We start from the raw sequence: 14,746 nt of genomic DNA, 5'->3' as shown, positions 1-14,746 counted from the left end.
CTTAATAAGTCCGGACTTTAGGTTCGAAAGTCGGAACAGTCTTCGGCGAGAAGTTCACGGCACGCTTGGTGACGCGCTTGTCACCCGGGAAGTACAGGGTGTGGCACAGCCAGTTTTCGTCATCACGGTCTTCGAAGTCTTCACGGGCGTGAGCGCCGCGGGACTCTTTACGTACTTCGGCCGCGATGGCGGTAGCTTCAGCCACTTCCAGCAGGTTCTGCAGTTCCAGCGCTTCGATACGTGCAGTGTTGAACGCTTGCGACTTGTCGTTGATCTTCACGTTGGCGATACGCTTGCGCAGATCGGCCAGCTGAGCGATGCCCTTCTGCATGTATTCGCCGGTACGGAATACACCGAAGTAGTTCTGCATGCAGCTTTGCAGCTCGCGACGCAGGGTGGCAACGTCTTCACCGTCGGTACGGTTGTTCAGCGCGTTCAGACGCGACAATGCAGCTTCGATGTCGGACTCGGTAGCGTCGTCGTATTCGATGCCATCGGTCAACGCCTTTTCCAGGTGCAGGCCGGCAGCGCGACCGAAGACCACCAGGTCGAGCAGCGAGTTGCCGCCCAGACGGTTCGCACCGTGTACCGATACGCAAGCCACTTCGCCTACCGCGAACAGGCCAGGAATGATCTGGTCCTGACCTTCGGCGTTCTGGGTGATCGCCTGGCCATGAATGTTGGTGGCAACGCCGCCCATCATGTAGTGGCAGGTCGGCACGACCGGAACCGGAGCAACTACCGGGTCAACGTGGGCGAAAGTCTTCGACAGTTCGCAGATGCCTGGCAGACGGCTGTGCAGCACTTCCTCGCCCAGGTGGTCGAGCTTGAGCATTACGTGGTCGCCATTCGGACCGCAACCGTTGCCGGCGATGATTTCCTTGACCATCGAACGGGCAACCACGTCACGACCTGCAAGGTCTTTCGCGTTCGGAGCATAACGCTCCATGAAACGCTCGCCGTGCTTGTTGATCAGGTAACCACCTTCACCACGGCAACCTTCGGTAACCAGTACACCGGCGCCGGCAATGCCGGTCGGGTGGAACTGCCACATTTCGATGTCTTGTACCGGCACGCCAGCACGCAGAGCCATGCCGACGCCGTCACCGGTGTTGATCAGGGCGTTGGTGGTGGACGCGTAGATACGGCCTGCACCGCCAGTCGCCAGAACGGTGGCCTTGGCACGGATGTAGGAGGTTTCGCCGGTTTCGATGCAGATCGCGATCACACCAACGAATTCGCCTTCCTGGTTTTTCACCAGATCAACAGCGTAGTACTCGTTGAGGAACGTGGTACCGGCTTTCAGGTTGCCCTGATAAAGGGTGTGCAGCAGCGCGTGACCGGTACGGTCGGATGCAGCGCAGGTACGTGCAGCCTGACCGCCCTTGCCGTAATCCTTGGACTGGCCACCGAACGGACGCTGGTAGATGCGGCCTTGCTCGGTACGCGAGAACGGCAGACCCATGTGGTCCAGCTCGAACACGGCAGCCGGGCCTTCCTGACACATGTATTCGATAGCGTCCTGGTCACCGATGTAGTCGGAACCCTTGACGGTATCGTACATGTGCCAGCGCCAGTCATCGTTCGGGTCGGCGGAAGCGATGGCGCACGTGATGCCGCCCTGTGCGGACACGGTGTGCGAACGGGTCGGGAAAACCTTGGTGATCACCGCAGTCTTGTGGCCGCCCTGTGCCAGCTGCAGCGCAGCGCGCATGCCGGCACCGCCACCACCAATAATGATGGCGTCGAAAGAAATCGTTGGAATGTTAGCCATGAATCAGATACCCCAGAGAATCTGCACACCCCAGACGAAGTAAGCGAACATCGCAACGCCGCATACTGCCTGGAAAAGGAAACGTATCGCCGTTGCGGACTTGCCGAACGCCATTGGCGTCAGGTAGTCGGTCGCGATGGTCCACATGCCGACCCAGGCGTGAGCGCCCAGAGCAACAAGGGCCAGCAGGCTGAAAATACGCATTCCGTTGTGAGCGAACAGTTCATGCCACTGGGCATACTCGAGGCCAGGGTTGGCGACGATGTATCCGATCAGAAAGATGAAGTAAGCCGCGAGAACGACCGCAGACACACGCTGTGCCATCCAGTCATAGAGGCCCGAACGCGACAGGTTAGTGACGTTAGTTACCATATCCAGACTCCTGCCAGAACGATTACCACCACGGAAACGGCGATAACGATTTTCGAGCCCAGTTTGCCGCCTTCCAGCGTCTCACCGATGCCCATGTCCATGATCAAGTGGCGCACACCGGCTACCAGGTGATACAGCAGAGCGGACAGGATGCCCCAAATCACTAGCTTGGCTAGCGGACTGGTCAGACACGCTTTCACCTGACCGAAGCCTTCCTCGGAGCTCAGCGACTTGTCCAATGCGTAAAGCATGATGGCAAGGCACACGAAGAGGATGACACCGGAGATACGGTGAAGAATGGACGTGTAAGCAGTGACTGGGAGTTTGATGGTCCTTAGGTCTAGGTTTACAGGTCGTTGGCTTTTCACGGCTTTTTTTTCACACTGAAGAGCCCCTAACAATCAGGGCAAAGTTGTTGGGGAGTGCACTGGTCAGGTAACCACCACCCAGGGATGCGACCCCCAATGAAAGCAAGCCCAAAAGCCCTTGGCGGTCGGTGGCCGAGTATAGACAGTTAGGCTACTAATGACAACGCGTTCACCTACCCCCAATAGCGGATTGCACAAGTTGCATAAAAGGCGTAAATGGCAGGCAATTTCGAGGAAAAAGTCGGCTTAAAGCCTTCTGGAGCAAGACTTTAGGCAAATTGACATTCGAATTTATCTCACTATAGTGGTGCGGGCCCTGCGTGGGGGGTCTGTCTGATGGTTCAAGCATAAATAGGAGGCCACATGGCTGACAAAAAAGCGCAGTTGATCATCGAGGGCGCAGCCCCCGTCGAGCTGCCCATTTTAACCGGCACCGTTGGTCCCGATGTAATCGATGTTCGGGGCCTGACGGCCACGGGCCGCTTCACTTTCGACCCGGGTTTCATGTCGACCGCTTCGTGCGAATCGAAAATTACCTATATCGACGGCGACAACGGCATTTTGTTGCACCGCGGCTACCCGATCGAACAGCTGGCTGAAAAGTCGGACTACCTGGAAACCTGCTACCTGCTGCTCAACGGCGAATTGCCGACCGCAGAACAGAAGGCCCAGTTCGTCAGCACCGTGAAGAACCACACCATGGTTCACGAGCAGCTGAAAACCTTCTTCAACGGTTTCCGTCGCGACGCCCACCCGATGGCCGTCATGTGCGGTGTAGTCGGCGCCCTCTCGGCCTTCTACCACGACTCCCTGGACATCAATAACCCGCAGCATCGCGAAATTTCCGCGATCCGTCTGGTTGCGAAGATGCCGACCCTGGCAGCGATGGTTTACAAGTACTCCATGGGCCAACCCATGATGTACCCGCGCAACGATCTGACTTACGCGGAAAACTTCCTGCACATGATGTTCAACACCCCGTGCGAGATCAAACCGATCAGCCCGGTACTCGCCAAGGCCATGGACCGGATCTTCATCCTCCACGCCGACCACGAGCAGAACGCTTCGACCTCCACCGTGCGTCTGGCCGGCTCTTCGGGTGCCAACCCGTTCGCCTGCATCGCTGCCGGTATCGCCGCACTGTGGGGTCCTGCCCACGGCGGTGCGAACGAAGCCGTGCTGACCATGCTCGACGAGATTGGCGATGTGTCGAACATCGACAAGTTCATCGCCAAAGCCAAGGACAAGAACGATCCGTTCAAGTTGATGGGCTTCGGTCACCGCGTCTACAAGAACCGCGACCCTCGCGCGACTGTCATGAAGCAGACCTGCGACGAAGTGCTGAAGGAACTGGGCATCAACAACGATCCGCAACTCGAACTGGCCATGCGCCTGGAAGAGATCGCGTTGACCGACCCGTACTTCATCGAGCGCTCGCTGTACCCGAACGTCGACTTCTACTCGGGGATCATCCTCAAGGCGATCGGCATTCCGACCAGCATGTTCACGGTGATTTTCGCCCTGGCGCGTACTGTGGGCTGGATTTCGCACTGGAAAGAAATGCTTTCGAGCCCGTACAAGATTGGCCGTCCGCGCCAGCTGTACACCGGTTACGAGTCGCGTGACATTACCAAGCTGGAAGATCGCAAATAAGGGTTTTTCTTTTTTGTGATGGTTTAGTGGTGTGTCAGGAACGGCCTCTTATATAGAGGCCGTTTTTGTTTGTGGTTTCAGCGGCCTTCGGGCCGACTGGTTCTTGGATTTTGGGGGCATATCCGTTGCTGCGGGTGCTGCCGCTGGCGGTTTCGCTCTTACAGCGAGTCACCTTTTCCAAACGCCGAAAAGGTAACCCAAAAGGCTTTGCCCCGGCGTACGGCCCGCTCGCTAGGGCTCGGGGTACCTTCGTTACGGGACCGATCCGGGCGCAGCGGCTCCGGTTGGCTTCGCTGCACCTACACTCGCTGTGTACGACTGCGTCGTACGGTCGCTACGCTCCCACCCCCGGATCGATCCCGTAACGAAGCCTGCCGAAGGGGCAAAAGATCAAAAGCAAAAGCCAAAGCCAGATCAAGAGCCCCTCACCCTAGCCCTCTCCCAGAGGGAGAGGGGACTGACCGAGGTGTTTGGGCGAAACACGCCGACTTGCGATACCGAGTCGAATGCAGGTTTTGAACACCACACAAATCGGCTCCCTCTCCCTGGGGAGAGGGCTGGGGTGAGGGGCGAATCCACCGAAAATCTCAAGCCATGCGACGCTTCTAACCACTCAACAATGAGCGTTAGCTCGAGTGCTTTTGATCTTGATCCACGGGCGACGTCGGAAGGCTGAGTGGAGGGATTGATCCGGGCGTGGGAGCGCAGCGACCGTCTGGCGCAGCCAGACACAGCGGAAGGAGGTGCAGCGAAGCAAACCGGAGCCGCTGCGCCCGGATCGATCCCGCAGCGAAGGAACCCGAGCCTGCGAGGGCCGAACGCAGGAGCTAGCGTTTTTTGCTTACTTTTTTTGGCGCTTGTAAAAAAGTAAGTCGCCGTAAGGGCGAAACCGCCAGCCGCAGCACTGCAAAAAACGGATATACACACCAAACCAACCGATAACCGCCCACAAAAAAAACGCCCCAATCTCTCAACCAGGGCGTTTTCTTGAAGCTTGAAGCTTGCAGCTTACAACTGATCTCTTAGTGCGAAACCGCCCCACTCGCCCCCAACCCGGTCTGCGAACGCACAAACTGCGGGAAGAACAGCGCCCGCTCATTGTCCGCAGCCGCCGACTTGTCAGTGATCGAGAAGAACCAGATCCCGATGAACGCAATCATCATCGAGAACAGCGCCGGATATTCGTAAGGGAAGATCGCCTTCTCGTGATGCAGAATCTGCACCCAGATGGTCGGGCCGAGGATCATCAGACCAACAGCACTGACCAGACCCAGCCAGCCACCAATCATCGCGCCACGAGTGGTCAGCTTCTTCCAGTACATCGAAAGCAGCAGCACAGGGAAGTTGCAGCTCGCCGCAATCGAGAACGCCAGGCCGACCATGAACGCAATGTTCTGGCTTTCGAACAGAATGCCCAGACCAATCGCCAGCACCGCCAGGGCGATGGTGGTGATCTTCGACACGCGAATCTCATCCTTCTCGTTGGCCTTGCCCTTCTTGATCACACTGGCGTACAGGTCGTGAGAAACCGCCGAAGCACCCGCCAGCGTCAGACCGGCTACCACAGCCAGAATGGTTGCAAACGCCACTGCCGAGATGAAGCCTAGGAAGATGCTGCCGCCCACCGCGTTGGCCAGGTGCACCGCCGCCATGTTGTTGCCGCCGAGCAAAGCGCCCGCTGCATCTTTGAAGGCCGGGTTGGTGCTGACCAGCAGGATCGCGCCGAAGCCGATGATGAAGGTCAGGATGTAGAAGTAGCCAATGAAACCGGTAGCGTACAGCACGCTCTTGCGCGCTTCTTTTGCGTCACTCACGGTGAAGAAGCGCATCAGGATGTGCGGCAGGCCAGCGGTGCCGAACATCAGCGCCAGACCCAGCGAGAATGCCGAGATCGGATCCTTCACCAGACCGCCGGGGCTCATGATCGCTTCGCCCTTGGCGTGAACCTTGATCGCTTCGGAAAACAGCGTGTTGAAGTCGAAGCCCACGTGCTTCATCACCATCAGCGCCATGAACGAGGCACCGGACAGCAGCAGCACTGCCTTGATGATCTGCACCCAAGTGGTCGCGAGCATGCCGCCGAACAGCACGTACATGCACATCAGCACGCCGACCAGAATCACCGCAACGTGGTAATCGAGGCCGAACAGCAGCTGGATCAGCTTGCCGGCACCGACCATTTGCGCGATCAGGTAGAACGCCACCACCACCAGCGAACCGCAGGCGGACAGGGTGCGAATCTGGGTTTGCCCGAGGCGGTAGGACGCCACGTCGGCAAAGGTGTATTTACCCAAGTTGCGCAGGCGCTCGGCGATCAGGAACAGAATGATCGGCCAGCCCACGAGGAAGCCGATCGAGTAGATCAGGCCATCGTAGCCGGAGGTGAACACCAGTGCGGAAATCCCCAGGAAGGACGCCGCCGACATGTAGTCGCCAGCGATCGCCAGGCCGTTCTGGAAACCGGTGATCTTGCCGCCCGCCGCATAATAATCGGCGGCCGAATTGTTTTTCTTCGAAGCCCAGTAGGTGATGTACAACGTCGCGCCGACGAAGGCCACGAACATCAGGATCGCCGGGATGTTCAGCGGCTGTTTGGCCACCTCCCCCGTTAGCGCGTCAGCCGCCCAGACACTCGGCGCGAAAGCCGCAACACTCAATAGAGCCAGTAGACGCCGGATCATTGCTGAGCCTCCTTGAGAATCGCATTGTTCAGGTCGTCGAACTCGCCATTGGCGCGGCGCACGTAGATGCCGGTCAGGACGAAGGCTGAAATGATCAGGCCGACACCGATCGGGATGCCCCAGGTGATCGAAGATTCAGGACTGAGTTTCGCCCCGAGCACGTGCGGCCCGTATGCGATCAGCAGGATGAATGCGGAGTACAGCCCAAGCATGATTGCCGAGAGAATCCAGGCGAATCGTTCCCTTTTCTGAACCAGCTCCTTGAATCGGGGACTGTTTTGAATCGAGAGGTAAATGCTGTCGTTCATTGTTTTTATCCTCGCAGCACAAATTATTGTTGGAACGTAGCTAATGTATGCGGCTGCGAGAGAGGTTCCAGACGACCTTAGTAGTAGATGGCCATGATGTTTTAACCATTTTCCGGTACACAGAAAAAAACTGTGGGAGCGAGCCTGCTCGCGAAGGCGTCGTATCAGTCGATATTGCATCAACTGACAGATTGCATTCGCGAGCAGGCTCGCTCCCACAGGGGTGTGGCGGTGTTTAAATTATTTGGTCCAGTCAGCTACACGATCCGGGTGTTTGGCCACCCAGTCCTTGGCCGCTGCATCAGGCTTGGCGCCGTCCTGGATCGCCAGCATGACCTCGCCGATTTCGTCTTTCGACGCCCACTGGAAGTTTTTCAGGAACTTGGCCACTTCCGGCGCCTTGGCGTCCAGGCCTTTGCTGCCGATGCTGTTCACGGTTTCAGCCTGGCCATACACGCCTTTCGGGTCGTCGAGGAAGCGCAGTTTCCACTTGGCGAACATCCAGTGCGGCACCCAACCGGTGACAGCGATGGATTCGTTTTTCTTCTCGGCGCGGGTCAGCTCGGCAATCATGCCGGCGCCGGAACTGGCCTTGAGGCTGTACTTGTCCAGACCATAATCCTTGATTGCCTGATCGGTCTTGAGCATTACGCCTGAACCGGCGTCGATGCCAACAATGCGGTTTTTGAAGGTATCGTCGATTTTCAGGTCTTCGATCGATTTGGCTTTGACGTACTCCGGCACGATCAGGCCGATTTTTGCGTCCTTGAAGTTCGGGCCGTAATCGACGACCTGATCCTTGTTTTTCGTCCAATAGTCACCGTGGGTCACGGGCAGCCAGGCCGAGAGCATCGCATCGAGTTTGCCGGTGGCCACGCCCTGCCACATGATCCCGGTGGCGACAGCTTGCAGCTTCACGTCATAACCGAGCTTCTGTTTGATCACTTCGGCCGCCACGTGGGTGGTCGCGACGCTGTCGGACCAGCCGTCAACGTAACCGATGTTCAGGGTCTGTTTTTCAGCGTTGGCGAAAGTGGAACTCATCGCAAGCGCCAAAGCGGCACCTGCGCCTAAAAGTCGTCGCATCTTCATCGTTTACTTCCCCGAAATGCTGCGCCCGACGGATGCCGGGCATCGTCAACGTATTGTTATGGTGCACAGCGCCCCCATCACGCCGGACCTCACACACCGAACATCAGCCGATTTTTCAAAAAGGGTACTGATGGTTTGATCATCAACCTCAAGCGGCCGGCGACCTGCTCTGTCAGCGACCTCAAGGCAGCGAGAAACGACATCAGAAAGCCATTAATCAAGCGAGATTAATTGACGCCAGACAATCCGCCCGAACTTTGCATGGACAACGCCTGCAAGCCACCAGCCCTTCTATAAATGCAGGTAACATGCGTCGCTTTGCAGCCACTCGGCCTGACCATGTCCGCAACGTACCGATTTCCTTTTCTGCCTTATCTGTTCGCCTGCCTGCTCGGGCTGTTGGCCCTTAGCGGTTTCTGGTATGGCCTCGGCCAACCGGTGATCCTGCCGGACGCCGCGACGCCGACGCACAAGTTGCAATGCGCCTCCTACACACCGTTCGACAAAGACCAATCGCCGTTCGACGTGCCGTTCAAATTGCGCCCCGAGCGCATGGATGCCGACCTCGCGCTGCTGGCGACGCGCTTTGAATGCATCCGCACCTACTCGATGACCGGCCTCGACGCCCTGCCCGATCTGGCGCGCAAGCACGGTCTGAAGTTGATGATCGGCGCCTGGGTCAACAGCAACCCGGTCGACACCGAGCAGGAAGTCGAGCTGCTGATCAAATCGGCCAATGCCAACCCCGACGTGGTCACCGCCGTAATCGTCGGCAACGAAGCGCTGCTGCGCAAAGAGGTCACTGGCGCGCAACTGGCCCGGCTGATCAACAAGGTAAAAAGCCAGGTCAAGCAACCGGTGACCTACGCCGATGTTTGGGAATTCTGGCTCAAGCACCCGGAAGTCGCGCCGGCTGTGGATTTTCTGACCATCCACTTGCTGCCGTACTGGGAAGACGATCCGTCGAATATCGACGTGGCGCTGCGGCATGTGGCGGATGTACGTCAGGTGTTCGGCAACAAATTCGCTCCGAAAGACGTGATGATTGGCGAAACCGGCTGGCCCAGCGAAGGCCGCCAGCGCGAAACCGCCGTGCCGAGCCGGGTCAACGAGGCAAAATTCATTCGTGGCTTTGTGGCGATGGCCGAGCAGGAAGGCTGGCGTTACAACCTGATCGAAGCCTTCGATCAACCGTGGAAGCGCGGCAGTGAAGGCGCGGTCGGCGGCTATTGGGGGCTGTTCGATGCCGATCGGCAGGACAAGGGCGTACTCGCCGGGCCGGTGAGCAACGTGCCGTACTGGAAAGAATGGCTGGCGGTAGGCGGATTGATTTTCCTTGGCACGCTGATGCTTGGTGGACGCGTGCGCAGCACACGTTCGGCGCTTTTGCTGCCACTGCTGGGCGCCGTCGCTGCTTGCTCGATTGGCGCCTGGGGCGATCTGGCTCAATTGACCACACGGTTTGCCGGGGAATGGCTGTGGGTTGGCTTGCTGACCGGGTTGAATCTGTTGGTGCTCGCGCATGCCGCGTTGACATTGAGCGCACGCAGCGGTTGGCGCGCGCGCGCATTCGACTTCCTCGAGCGGCGCGCCGGCTGGCTGGTCGTGGCGGCCGGTTTTGCCGCGGCGGTGATGATGCTGGAGATGGTCTTCGATCCGCGCTATCGCAGTTTCGCCAGCATGGCGTTCGTGCTGCCGGCGCTGGTCTACCTGTGCCGCCCGGTGAGCGTGCCGCGTCGGGAGATTGCTCTGCTGACCTTTATCATCGGCGCCGGGATTGCACCGCAGTTGTATCAGGAAAGGATGCTGAATCAGCAGGCTTGGGGTTGGGCGCTGGTCAGTGGATTGATGGTGGTGGCGTTGTGGCGATGCCTGCGGGTTCGCAAGGCCTGATTTCAGCGCCTTCGAAATCGCCATCGCTGGCAAGCCAGCTCCCACAGGATTTCTGCTGCACACAAATGCTGTGTTCACCTCAATTCCTGTGGGAGCGGGCTTGCCCGCGATGACTGACTGTCAGGCGCTGCGGGACACGCGGACCAGGCGCAACCCGGCAATCACCACCGCAAACACCGCTAATGTAGTGTTGTACAACGCCAGCGCCGGCAGGCCGAACACCAGCGCCAGCACCGCCAGCCACCACCCTGCCCGTCCCGGCACGACAAACGCCAATACCGCTGCGCCCACCGCCGCCCAGCCCAACACTTTGAAATGAATCATCAGCCCCAGATTCGCACGCACCAGGCATTGCCAACGACTGGCTTCGTCGACACAGATGCCCACCCACTGCCCGTCTTCCATGAAGCCATAGCGCGCGGCATAACTGCCGGCCAGCCACAGCGGCAACAAAACGAGCAGCACAATAACGGGCAAGCGGCGGGACATGGAGCACTCCAATCTGCGGAAATCGGCGGCCAGCTTAATCTGCCGACCGGCATTCGCAAGCACTAACAACTGTTAACTGTTCAGCGAGCCCTTGCAACGTGTATCGTCCAGCTACTATTACCCCGAATTCCGCCTGTTTGGTGCCGCAGCATGGCACTTTGGCGCACGGCCGGTGGTCATAGCCTGCGAACTTCAATCGGCACCTTCCTCTAAGGGATCTAGTCATGCTCCGTTCCTTGCGCTTCGCCGCGCTGTTCAGCGGCCTTATCTTGAGTGCGTCCGCGCTGGCGGTGGATATCGACGCCGCCAGCTATGGCTACCCGCTGACCAACCCGTTCGAGGCGACGATCGCCACGACACCACCGGACCTGCGTCCGGAGCTGCCGCTGGACGACGACATCAATCAATCGGACCGCAGCCTCACCCTGCGCCCGGAGCGTGAATTCCAACTGCCGGACAATTTCTGGGCAGTGAAGAAACTCACTTACCGCATCGCCACGCAGGACAAACCGGCGCCGCTTATCTTCCTGATTGCCGGCACCGGCGCGCGCTTTGACAGCACGCTCAACGAATACCTGAAAAAGCTGTATTACAAGGCCGGCTACCACGTCGTGCAGTTGTCCTCGCCGACCAGCTTCGACTTCATCAGCGCCGCCTCGCGTTTCGCCACGCCGGGCGTGACCAAGGAAGATGCCGAAGACATGTATCGGGTGATGCAGGCCGTGCGGGCGCAGAACCCGAAGCTGCCGGTCACCGAGTATTACCTGACCGGCTACAGCCTCGGCGCCCTTGATGCCGCGTTCGTCGCGCATCTGGACGAGACGCGCCGTAGCTTCAACTTCAAGAAAGTCCTGCTGCTCAACCCGCCGGTCAACCTCTACACCTCGGTGACCAACCTCGACAAGCTGGTACAGACCGAGGTCAAGGGCATCAACAACAGCACCACGTTCTATGAACTGGTACTGACCAAGCTGACCCGTTACTTCCAGCAGAAAGGCTACATCGATCTCAACGATGCGCTGCTGTATGACTTCCAGCAGTCCAAGCAGCACCTGACCAACGAGCAGATGGCCATGCTCATCGGCACGTCGTTCCGCTTCTCGGCAGCCGACATTGCCTACACCTCGGACCTGGTCAACCGTCGCGGTCTGATTACCCCGCCGAAATTCCCGATCACCGAAGGCACCAGCCTCACGCCGTTCCTCAAGCGTGCGCTGCAATGCGATTTCGACTGCTACATCACCGAACAGGTTATTCCGATGTGGCGCGCACGCACCGACGGCGGCAGCCTGCTGCAACTGATCGACCAGGTCAGCCTGTATGCGCTCAAGGACTACCTGCACGACAGCCCGAAAATCGCCGTCATGCACAACGCCGACGACGTCATCCTCGGCCCTGGCGACCTGGGCTTCCTGCGGAAAACCTTCGGTGATCGCCTGACCGTTTATCCACTGGGCGGCCACTGCGGCAACCTTAACTACCGCGTCAACAGCGACGCCATGCTGGAGTTCTTCCGTGGCTAAATATCTCCTGCTGATTGCAGCGTTCCTCTGTGCAGGCGTGGCCCAGGCCGACAACAGTAAAGCCGATGCACCGGTGGTGGTCGACAGCGACGGCTTCAAGCAGCCGCTGACCAAACTCAAGTTCAACCCGGGCCTGGATCAGCGCGAATTCGAACGCTCCACGCTCAATGCGCTGAACGTCTATGACCCACTGGAATCGTGGAACCGCCGGGTCTATCACTTCAACTACCGCTTCGACCAGTGGGTGTTCCTGCCGGTAGTCGATGGCTATCGCTACATCACCCCAAGCTTCCTGCGTACCGGGGTGAGCAACTTCTTCAACAACATTGGTGACGTGCCGAACCTGGTCAACAGCCTGTTGCAGTTCAAGGGCCAGCGCTCGATGGAAACCACCGCGCGCCTGCTGCTCAACACCACGATCGGCATCGCCGGCCTGTGGGATCCGGCAACCGCCATGGGCCTGCCGCGCCAGAACGAGGACTTCGGGCAGACTCTGGGCTTCTATGGCGTACCGGGCGGCGCCTACTTCGTACTGCCGATCTTCGGCCCGTCGAACATCCGCGACACCGCAGGTCTGGCCGTGGATTACACCGCCGACACCGCGATCAACTTCCTCAACGTCGCGGAAGTCAGCTCCAACCACCCGGAAGTCTGGGCCTTGCGTGCGATCGACAAGCGCTACCAGACCAGCTTCCGCTATGGTCAGATGAACTCGCCGTTCGAGTACGAGAAAGTGCGGTACGTGTACACCGAAGCGCGCAAGTTGCAGATCGCCGAGTAAATCGGCTGGCGCAAAACACTGTGGGAGCGAGCCTGCTCGCGAACGCGGAGTTTCAGTCAACATCGATATTGACTGAACTACCGCATTCGCGAGCAGGCTCGCTCCCACATTTGTTATGTGTTGCTGATTAACCCTTCAGCGCTTTCCAGATCTTGCCTACGACCGAAACCACCGCCAACACCGCTGCGCCAGCAATAATCCCCGCAACACCATTGAGCAGCATCGGCACGGCGAACCCGGCGCTGCCCGCTGCCGCGCCGATGCCTTCAATCCAGTGATGCAGCACCGGCACGCCATGAGTCAGGATGCCACCGCCGACCAGGAACATCGCCGCCGTGCCGACCACCGACAGGGTTTTCATCATGTACGGCGCGGCACTGAGAATGCCGCCGCCGATCTTTTTCGCCATCTGCCCGGGTTTCTGCGTCAGCCACAGCCCCAGATCGTCGAGCTTGACGATGCCCGCCACCAAACCGTAAACGCCCACGGTCATGACAATGGCGATGCCGGACATGACGACCACTTGCTGAGTCAGCGAGGCATCTGCCACGGTGCCGAGGGTGATGGCGATGATTTCTGCCGAGAGAATGAAGTCGGTGCGGATCGCGCCTTTGATCTTGTCCTTTTCGTACGCCACCAGATCGGTCGCCGGATCGGCCACTGCTTCGGTCAACTGTGCGTGTTCTGCCTCGTCTTCCTCTTTGCTGTGCAGAAACTTGTGCGCGAGTTTTTCAAAACCCTCGAAACACAGGTACGCGCCGCCGACCATCAACAGCGGCGTCACCAGCCAAGGCACAAAGGCGCTGATTGCCAGCGCCGACGGCACGAGGATCAGTTTGTTGACGAACGAGCCCTTGGCCACCGCCCAGACCACGGGAATTTCCCGCTCGGCGCGCACGCCCGATACCTGCTGGGCATTGAGCGCCAGATCATCACCGAGCACCCCGGCGGTCTTCTTCGCGGCCATCTTGGTCATCAACGCAACGTCATCCAGAACGGTGGCGATGTCATCGATCAGCACCAGCAAACTGCTTCCTGCCATGAATCCTGTTTCCTTCTGTGTATGAATGTTGCCAAGCATAACGCGACCGCCGGCCACAGGCTGCATTGTTGAGCGCCGCTCAAGGCCGGTGCTACCATGCGCCACCGCCAGAACAGGCAAGGAACCACCGGGTTTATGAGCACAATCCGCGAGCGTAACAAAGAACTGATCCTGCGCGCCGCCAGCGAAGAGTTTGCCGACAAGGGCTTCGCGGCGACCAAAACCAGCGACATCGCCGCCAAGGCGGGATTGCCCAAGCCCAACGTCTACTACTACTTCAAATCCAAGGAAAACCTCTATCGCGAGGTGCTGGAAAGCATCATCGAGCCGATTCTGCAGGCCTCGACCCCGTTCAACCCGGACGGCGTACCGAGCGAAGTGCTGAGCGGCTACATCCGCTCGAAGATCCGCATCTCCCGCGACCTGCCCTACGCCTCCAAGGTGTTCGCCAGCGAAATCATGCACGGCGCCCCACACCTGAGCGCTGATCTTGTCGAGCAGCTCAACGCCCAGGCCAAACACAACATCGCCTGCATCCAGAGCTGGATCGACCGCGGCCAGATCGCCCCGATCGATCCCAACCACCTGATGTTCAGCATCTGGGCCGCGACCCAGACCTACGCCGACTTCGACTGGCAGATTTCCGCGGTGACCGGGAAAGACAAGCTTGATGAAGCCGATTATGAAGCGGCGGCGCAGACGATTATCCGGTTGGTGTTGAAGGGGTGTGAGCCGGATCGGTGAGATCGGGGGAACCGCTTCGCGAGCAG

13 protein-coding genes are annotated in these 14,746 nt (G+C 58.9%); 5 read left to right on the top strand and 8 right to left on the bottom strand.

Translation table 11 applies throughout. The annotated features are described in order from the left end of the window. Position 1: 1 nt before the first annotated feature. From sdhA to sdhC, 3 genes are read right to left on the bottom strand one after another with little or no spacing between them, the layout of a single operon-like run. The gene (gene sdhA, locus PSH90_RS07730; protein WP_024012149.1) at positions 2 to 1,774 is read right to left on the bottom strand and encodes a succinate dehydrogenase flavoprotein subunit; all 1,773 of its coding nucleotides are present in this window, start codon (positions 1,772 to 1,774) and stop codon (positions 2 to 4) included. Between the two features lie 3 nt (positions 1,775 to 1,777). Next, on the bottom strand, positions 1,778 to 2,146 hold the full coding sequence (gene sdhD / locus PSH90_RS07725; protein WP_008049683.1) for a succinate dehydrogenase, hydrophobic membrane anchor protein: 369 nt from the start codon (positions 2,144 to 2,146) through the stop codon (positions 1,778 to 1,780). Continuing rightward, on the bottom strand, positions 2,140 to 2,514 hold the full coding sequence (sdhC, locus tag PSH90_RS07720; RefSeq protein WP_016773673.1) for a succinate dehydrogenase, cytochrome b556 subunit: 375 nt from the start codon (positions 2,512 to 2,514) through the stop codon (positions 2,140 to 2,142). Before sdhC ends, sdhD begins: the two co-directional genes overlap by 7 nt. A gap of 363 nt (positions 2,515 to 2,877) precedes the next feature. Here sdhC and gltA point away from each other — a divergent pair, with 363 nt between their 5' ends. Further along, on the top strand, positions 2,878 to 4,167 hold the full coding sequence (gene gltA, locus PSH90_RS07715) for a citrate synthase (RefSeq protein WP_003222994.1): 1,290 nt from the start codon (positions 2,878 to 2,880) through the stop codon (positions 4,165 to 4,167). Positions 4,168 to 5,189: 1,022 nt separating this feature from the next. On the opposite strand, the gene PSH90_RS07710 is transcribed toward gltA, so the two are convergent. The 3 genes from PSH90_RS07710 to PSH90_RS07700 form a co-directional block, all read right to left on the bottom strand. Then, positions 5,190 to 6,848, bottom strand: a complete 1,659-nt coding sequence (locus PSH90_RS07710; protein WP_016771015.1) for a cation acetate symporter — start codon at positions 6,846 to 6,848, stop codon at positions 5,190 to 5,192. Then, positions 6,845 to 7,156, bottom strand: a complete 312-nt coding sequence (locus PSH90_RS07705; protein WP_016771016.1) for a DUF485 domain-containing protein — start codon at positions 7,154 to 7,156, stop codon at positions 6,845 to 6,847. Before PSH90_RS07705 ends, PSH90_RS07710 begins: the two co-directional genes overlap by 4 nt. A 240-nt stretch (positions 7,157 to 7,396) precedes the next feature. After that, complete coding sequence (locus tag PSH90_RS07700) at positions 7,397 to 8,248, bottom strand: glycine betaine ABC transporter substrate-binding protein (RefSeq protein WP_305382465.1); 852 nt, start codon at positions 8,246 to 8,248, stop codon at positions 7,397 to 7,399. A 297-nt stretch (positions 8,249 to 8,545) separates the two neighbouring features. Between PSH90_RS07700 and PSH90_RS07695 the strand changes: the two genes are divergently transcribed. Further along, positions 8,546 to 10,141, top strand: a complete 1,596-nt coding sequence (locus PSH90_RS07695; RefSeq protein WP_305382464.1) for a beta (1-6) glucans synthase — start codon at positions 8,546 to 8,548, stop codon at positions 10,139 to 10,141. 120 nt (positions 10,142 to 10,261) lie between these two features. Here the strand turns inward: PSH90_RS07695 and PSH90_RS07690 are convergent, their stop codons facing one another. Continuing rightward, positions 10,262 to 10,630, bottom strand: coding sequence for a hypothetical protein (locus PSH90_RS07690; RefSeq protein ID WP_305382463.1), 369 nt, complete (start codon positions 10,628 to 10,630; stop codon positions 10,262 to 10,264). A gap of 224 nt (positions 10,631 to 10,854) precedes the next feature. Here PSH90_RS07690 and PSH90_RS07685 point away from each other — a divergent pair, with 224 nt between their 5' ends. Beyond that, positions 10,855 to 12,153: a serine/threonine protein kinase gene (locus PSH90_RS07685; RefSeq protein WP_258707793.1), complete on the top strand. Its 1,299-nt coding sequence runs from the start codon at positions 10,855 to 10,857 to the stop codon at positions 12,151 to 12,153. After that, a complete protein-coding gene (locus PSH90_RS07680) occupies positions 12,146 to 12,934 on the top strand; it encodes a VacJ family lipoprotein (RefSeq protein ID WP_056783881.1) in 789 nt (262 codons plus the stop codon). Before PSH90_RS07685 ends, PSH90_RS07680 begins: the two co-directional genes overlap by 8 nt. Positions 12,935 to 13,061: 127 nt before the next feature. On the opposite strand, the gene PSH90_RS07675 is transcribed toward PSH90_RS07680, so the two are convergent. Next, entirely contained in the window at positions 13,062 to 13,976 is a 915-nt protein-coding gene (locus PSH90_RS07675) for a DUF808 domain-containing protein (RefSeq protein ID WP_056783879.1), read from the bottom strand. 135 nt (positions 13,977 to 14,111) lie between these two features. On the opposite strand from PSH90_RS07675, the gene PSH90_RS07670 reads away from it, so the two are divergent. After that, positions 14,112 to 14,720 (top strand): TetR/AcrR family transcriptional regulator, encoded by a 609-nt coding sequence (locus tag PSH90_RS07670; protein ID WP_041479604.1) that lies wholly within the window; start codon positions 14,112 to 14,114, stop codon positions 14,718 to 14,720. Positions 14,721 to 14,746 lie beyond the last annotated feature (26 nt).

This window comes from Pseudomonas sp. FP1762, assembly GCF_030687105.1.
Lineage (GTDB): Bacteria > Pseudomonadota > Gammaproteobacteria > Pseudomonadales > Pseudomonadaceae > Aquipseudomonas > Aquipseudomonas siliginis.
Note: the sequence above shows the minus strand (reverse complement) of the source record. Positions and strands in the feature narration are given on the sequence as shown.

Excerpts from the sequence above, each read along its gene's own strand:
- sdhD (WP_008049683.1), bottom strand. The coding sequence starts at position 2,146 with ATGGTAACTAACGTCACTAACCTGTCGCGTTCGGGCCTCTATGACTGG.
- PSH90_RS07695 (WP_305382464.1), top strand. The coding sequence starts at position 8,546 with ATGCAGGTAACATGCGTCGCTTTGCAGCCACTCGGCCTGACCATGTCC.
- PSH90_RS07710 (WP_016771015.1), bottom strand. The coding sequence starts at position 6,848 with ATGATCCGGCGTCTACTGGCTCTATTGAGTGTTGCGGCTTTCGCGCCG.
- PSH90_RS07670 (WP_041479604.1), top strand. The coding sequence starts at position 14,112 with ATGAGCACAATCCGCGAGCGTAACAAAGAACTGATCCTGCGCGCCGCC.
- PSH90_RS07705 (WP_016771016.1), bottom strand. The coding sequence starts at position 7,156 with ATGAACGACAGCATTTACCTCTCGATTCAAAACAGTCCCCGATTCAAG.
- PSH90_RS07685 (WP_258707793.1), top strand. The coding sequence starts at position 10,855 with ATGCTCCGTTCCTTGCGCTTCGCCGCGCTGTTCAGCGGCCTTATCTTG.
- gltA (WP_003222994.1), top strand. The coding sequence starts at position 2,878 with ATGGCTGACAAAAAAGCGCAGTTGATCATCGAGGGCGCAGCCCCCGTC.
- PSH90_RS07675 (WP_056783879.1), bottom strand. The coding sequence starts at position 13,976 with ATGGCAGGAAGCAGTTTGCTGGTGCTGATCGATGACATCGCCACCGTT.
- PSH90_RS07700 (WP_305382465.1), bottom strand. The coding sequence starts at position 8,248 with ATGAAGATGCGACGACTTTTAGGCGCAGGTGCCGCTTTGGCGCTTGCG.
- sdhA (WP_024012149.1), bottom strand. The coding sequence starts at position 1,774 with ATGGCTAACATTCCAACGATTTCTTTCGACGCCATCATTATTGGTGGT.
- PSH90_RS07690 (WP_305382463.1), bottom strand. The coding sequence starts at position 10,630 with ATGTCCCGCCGCTTGCCCGTTATTGTGCTGCTCGTTTTGTTGCCGCTG.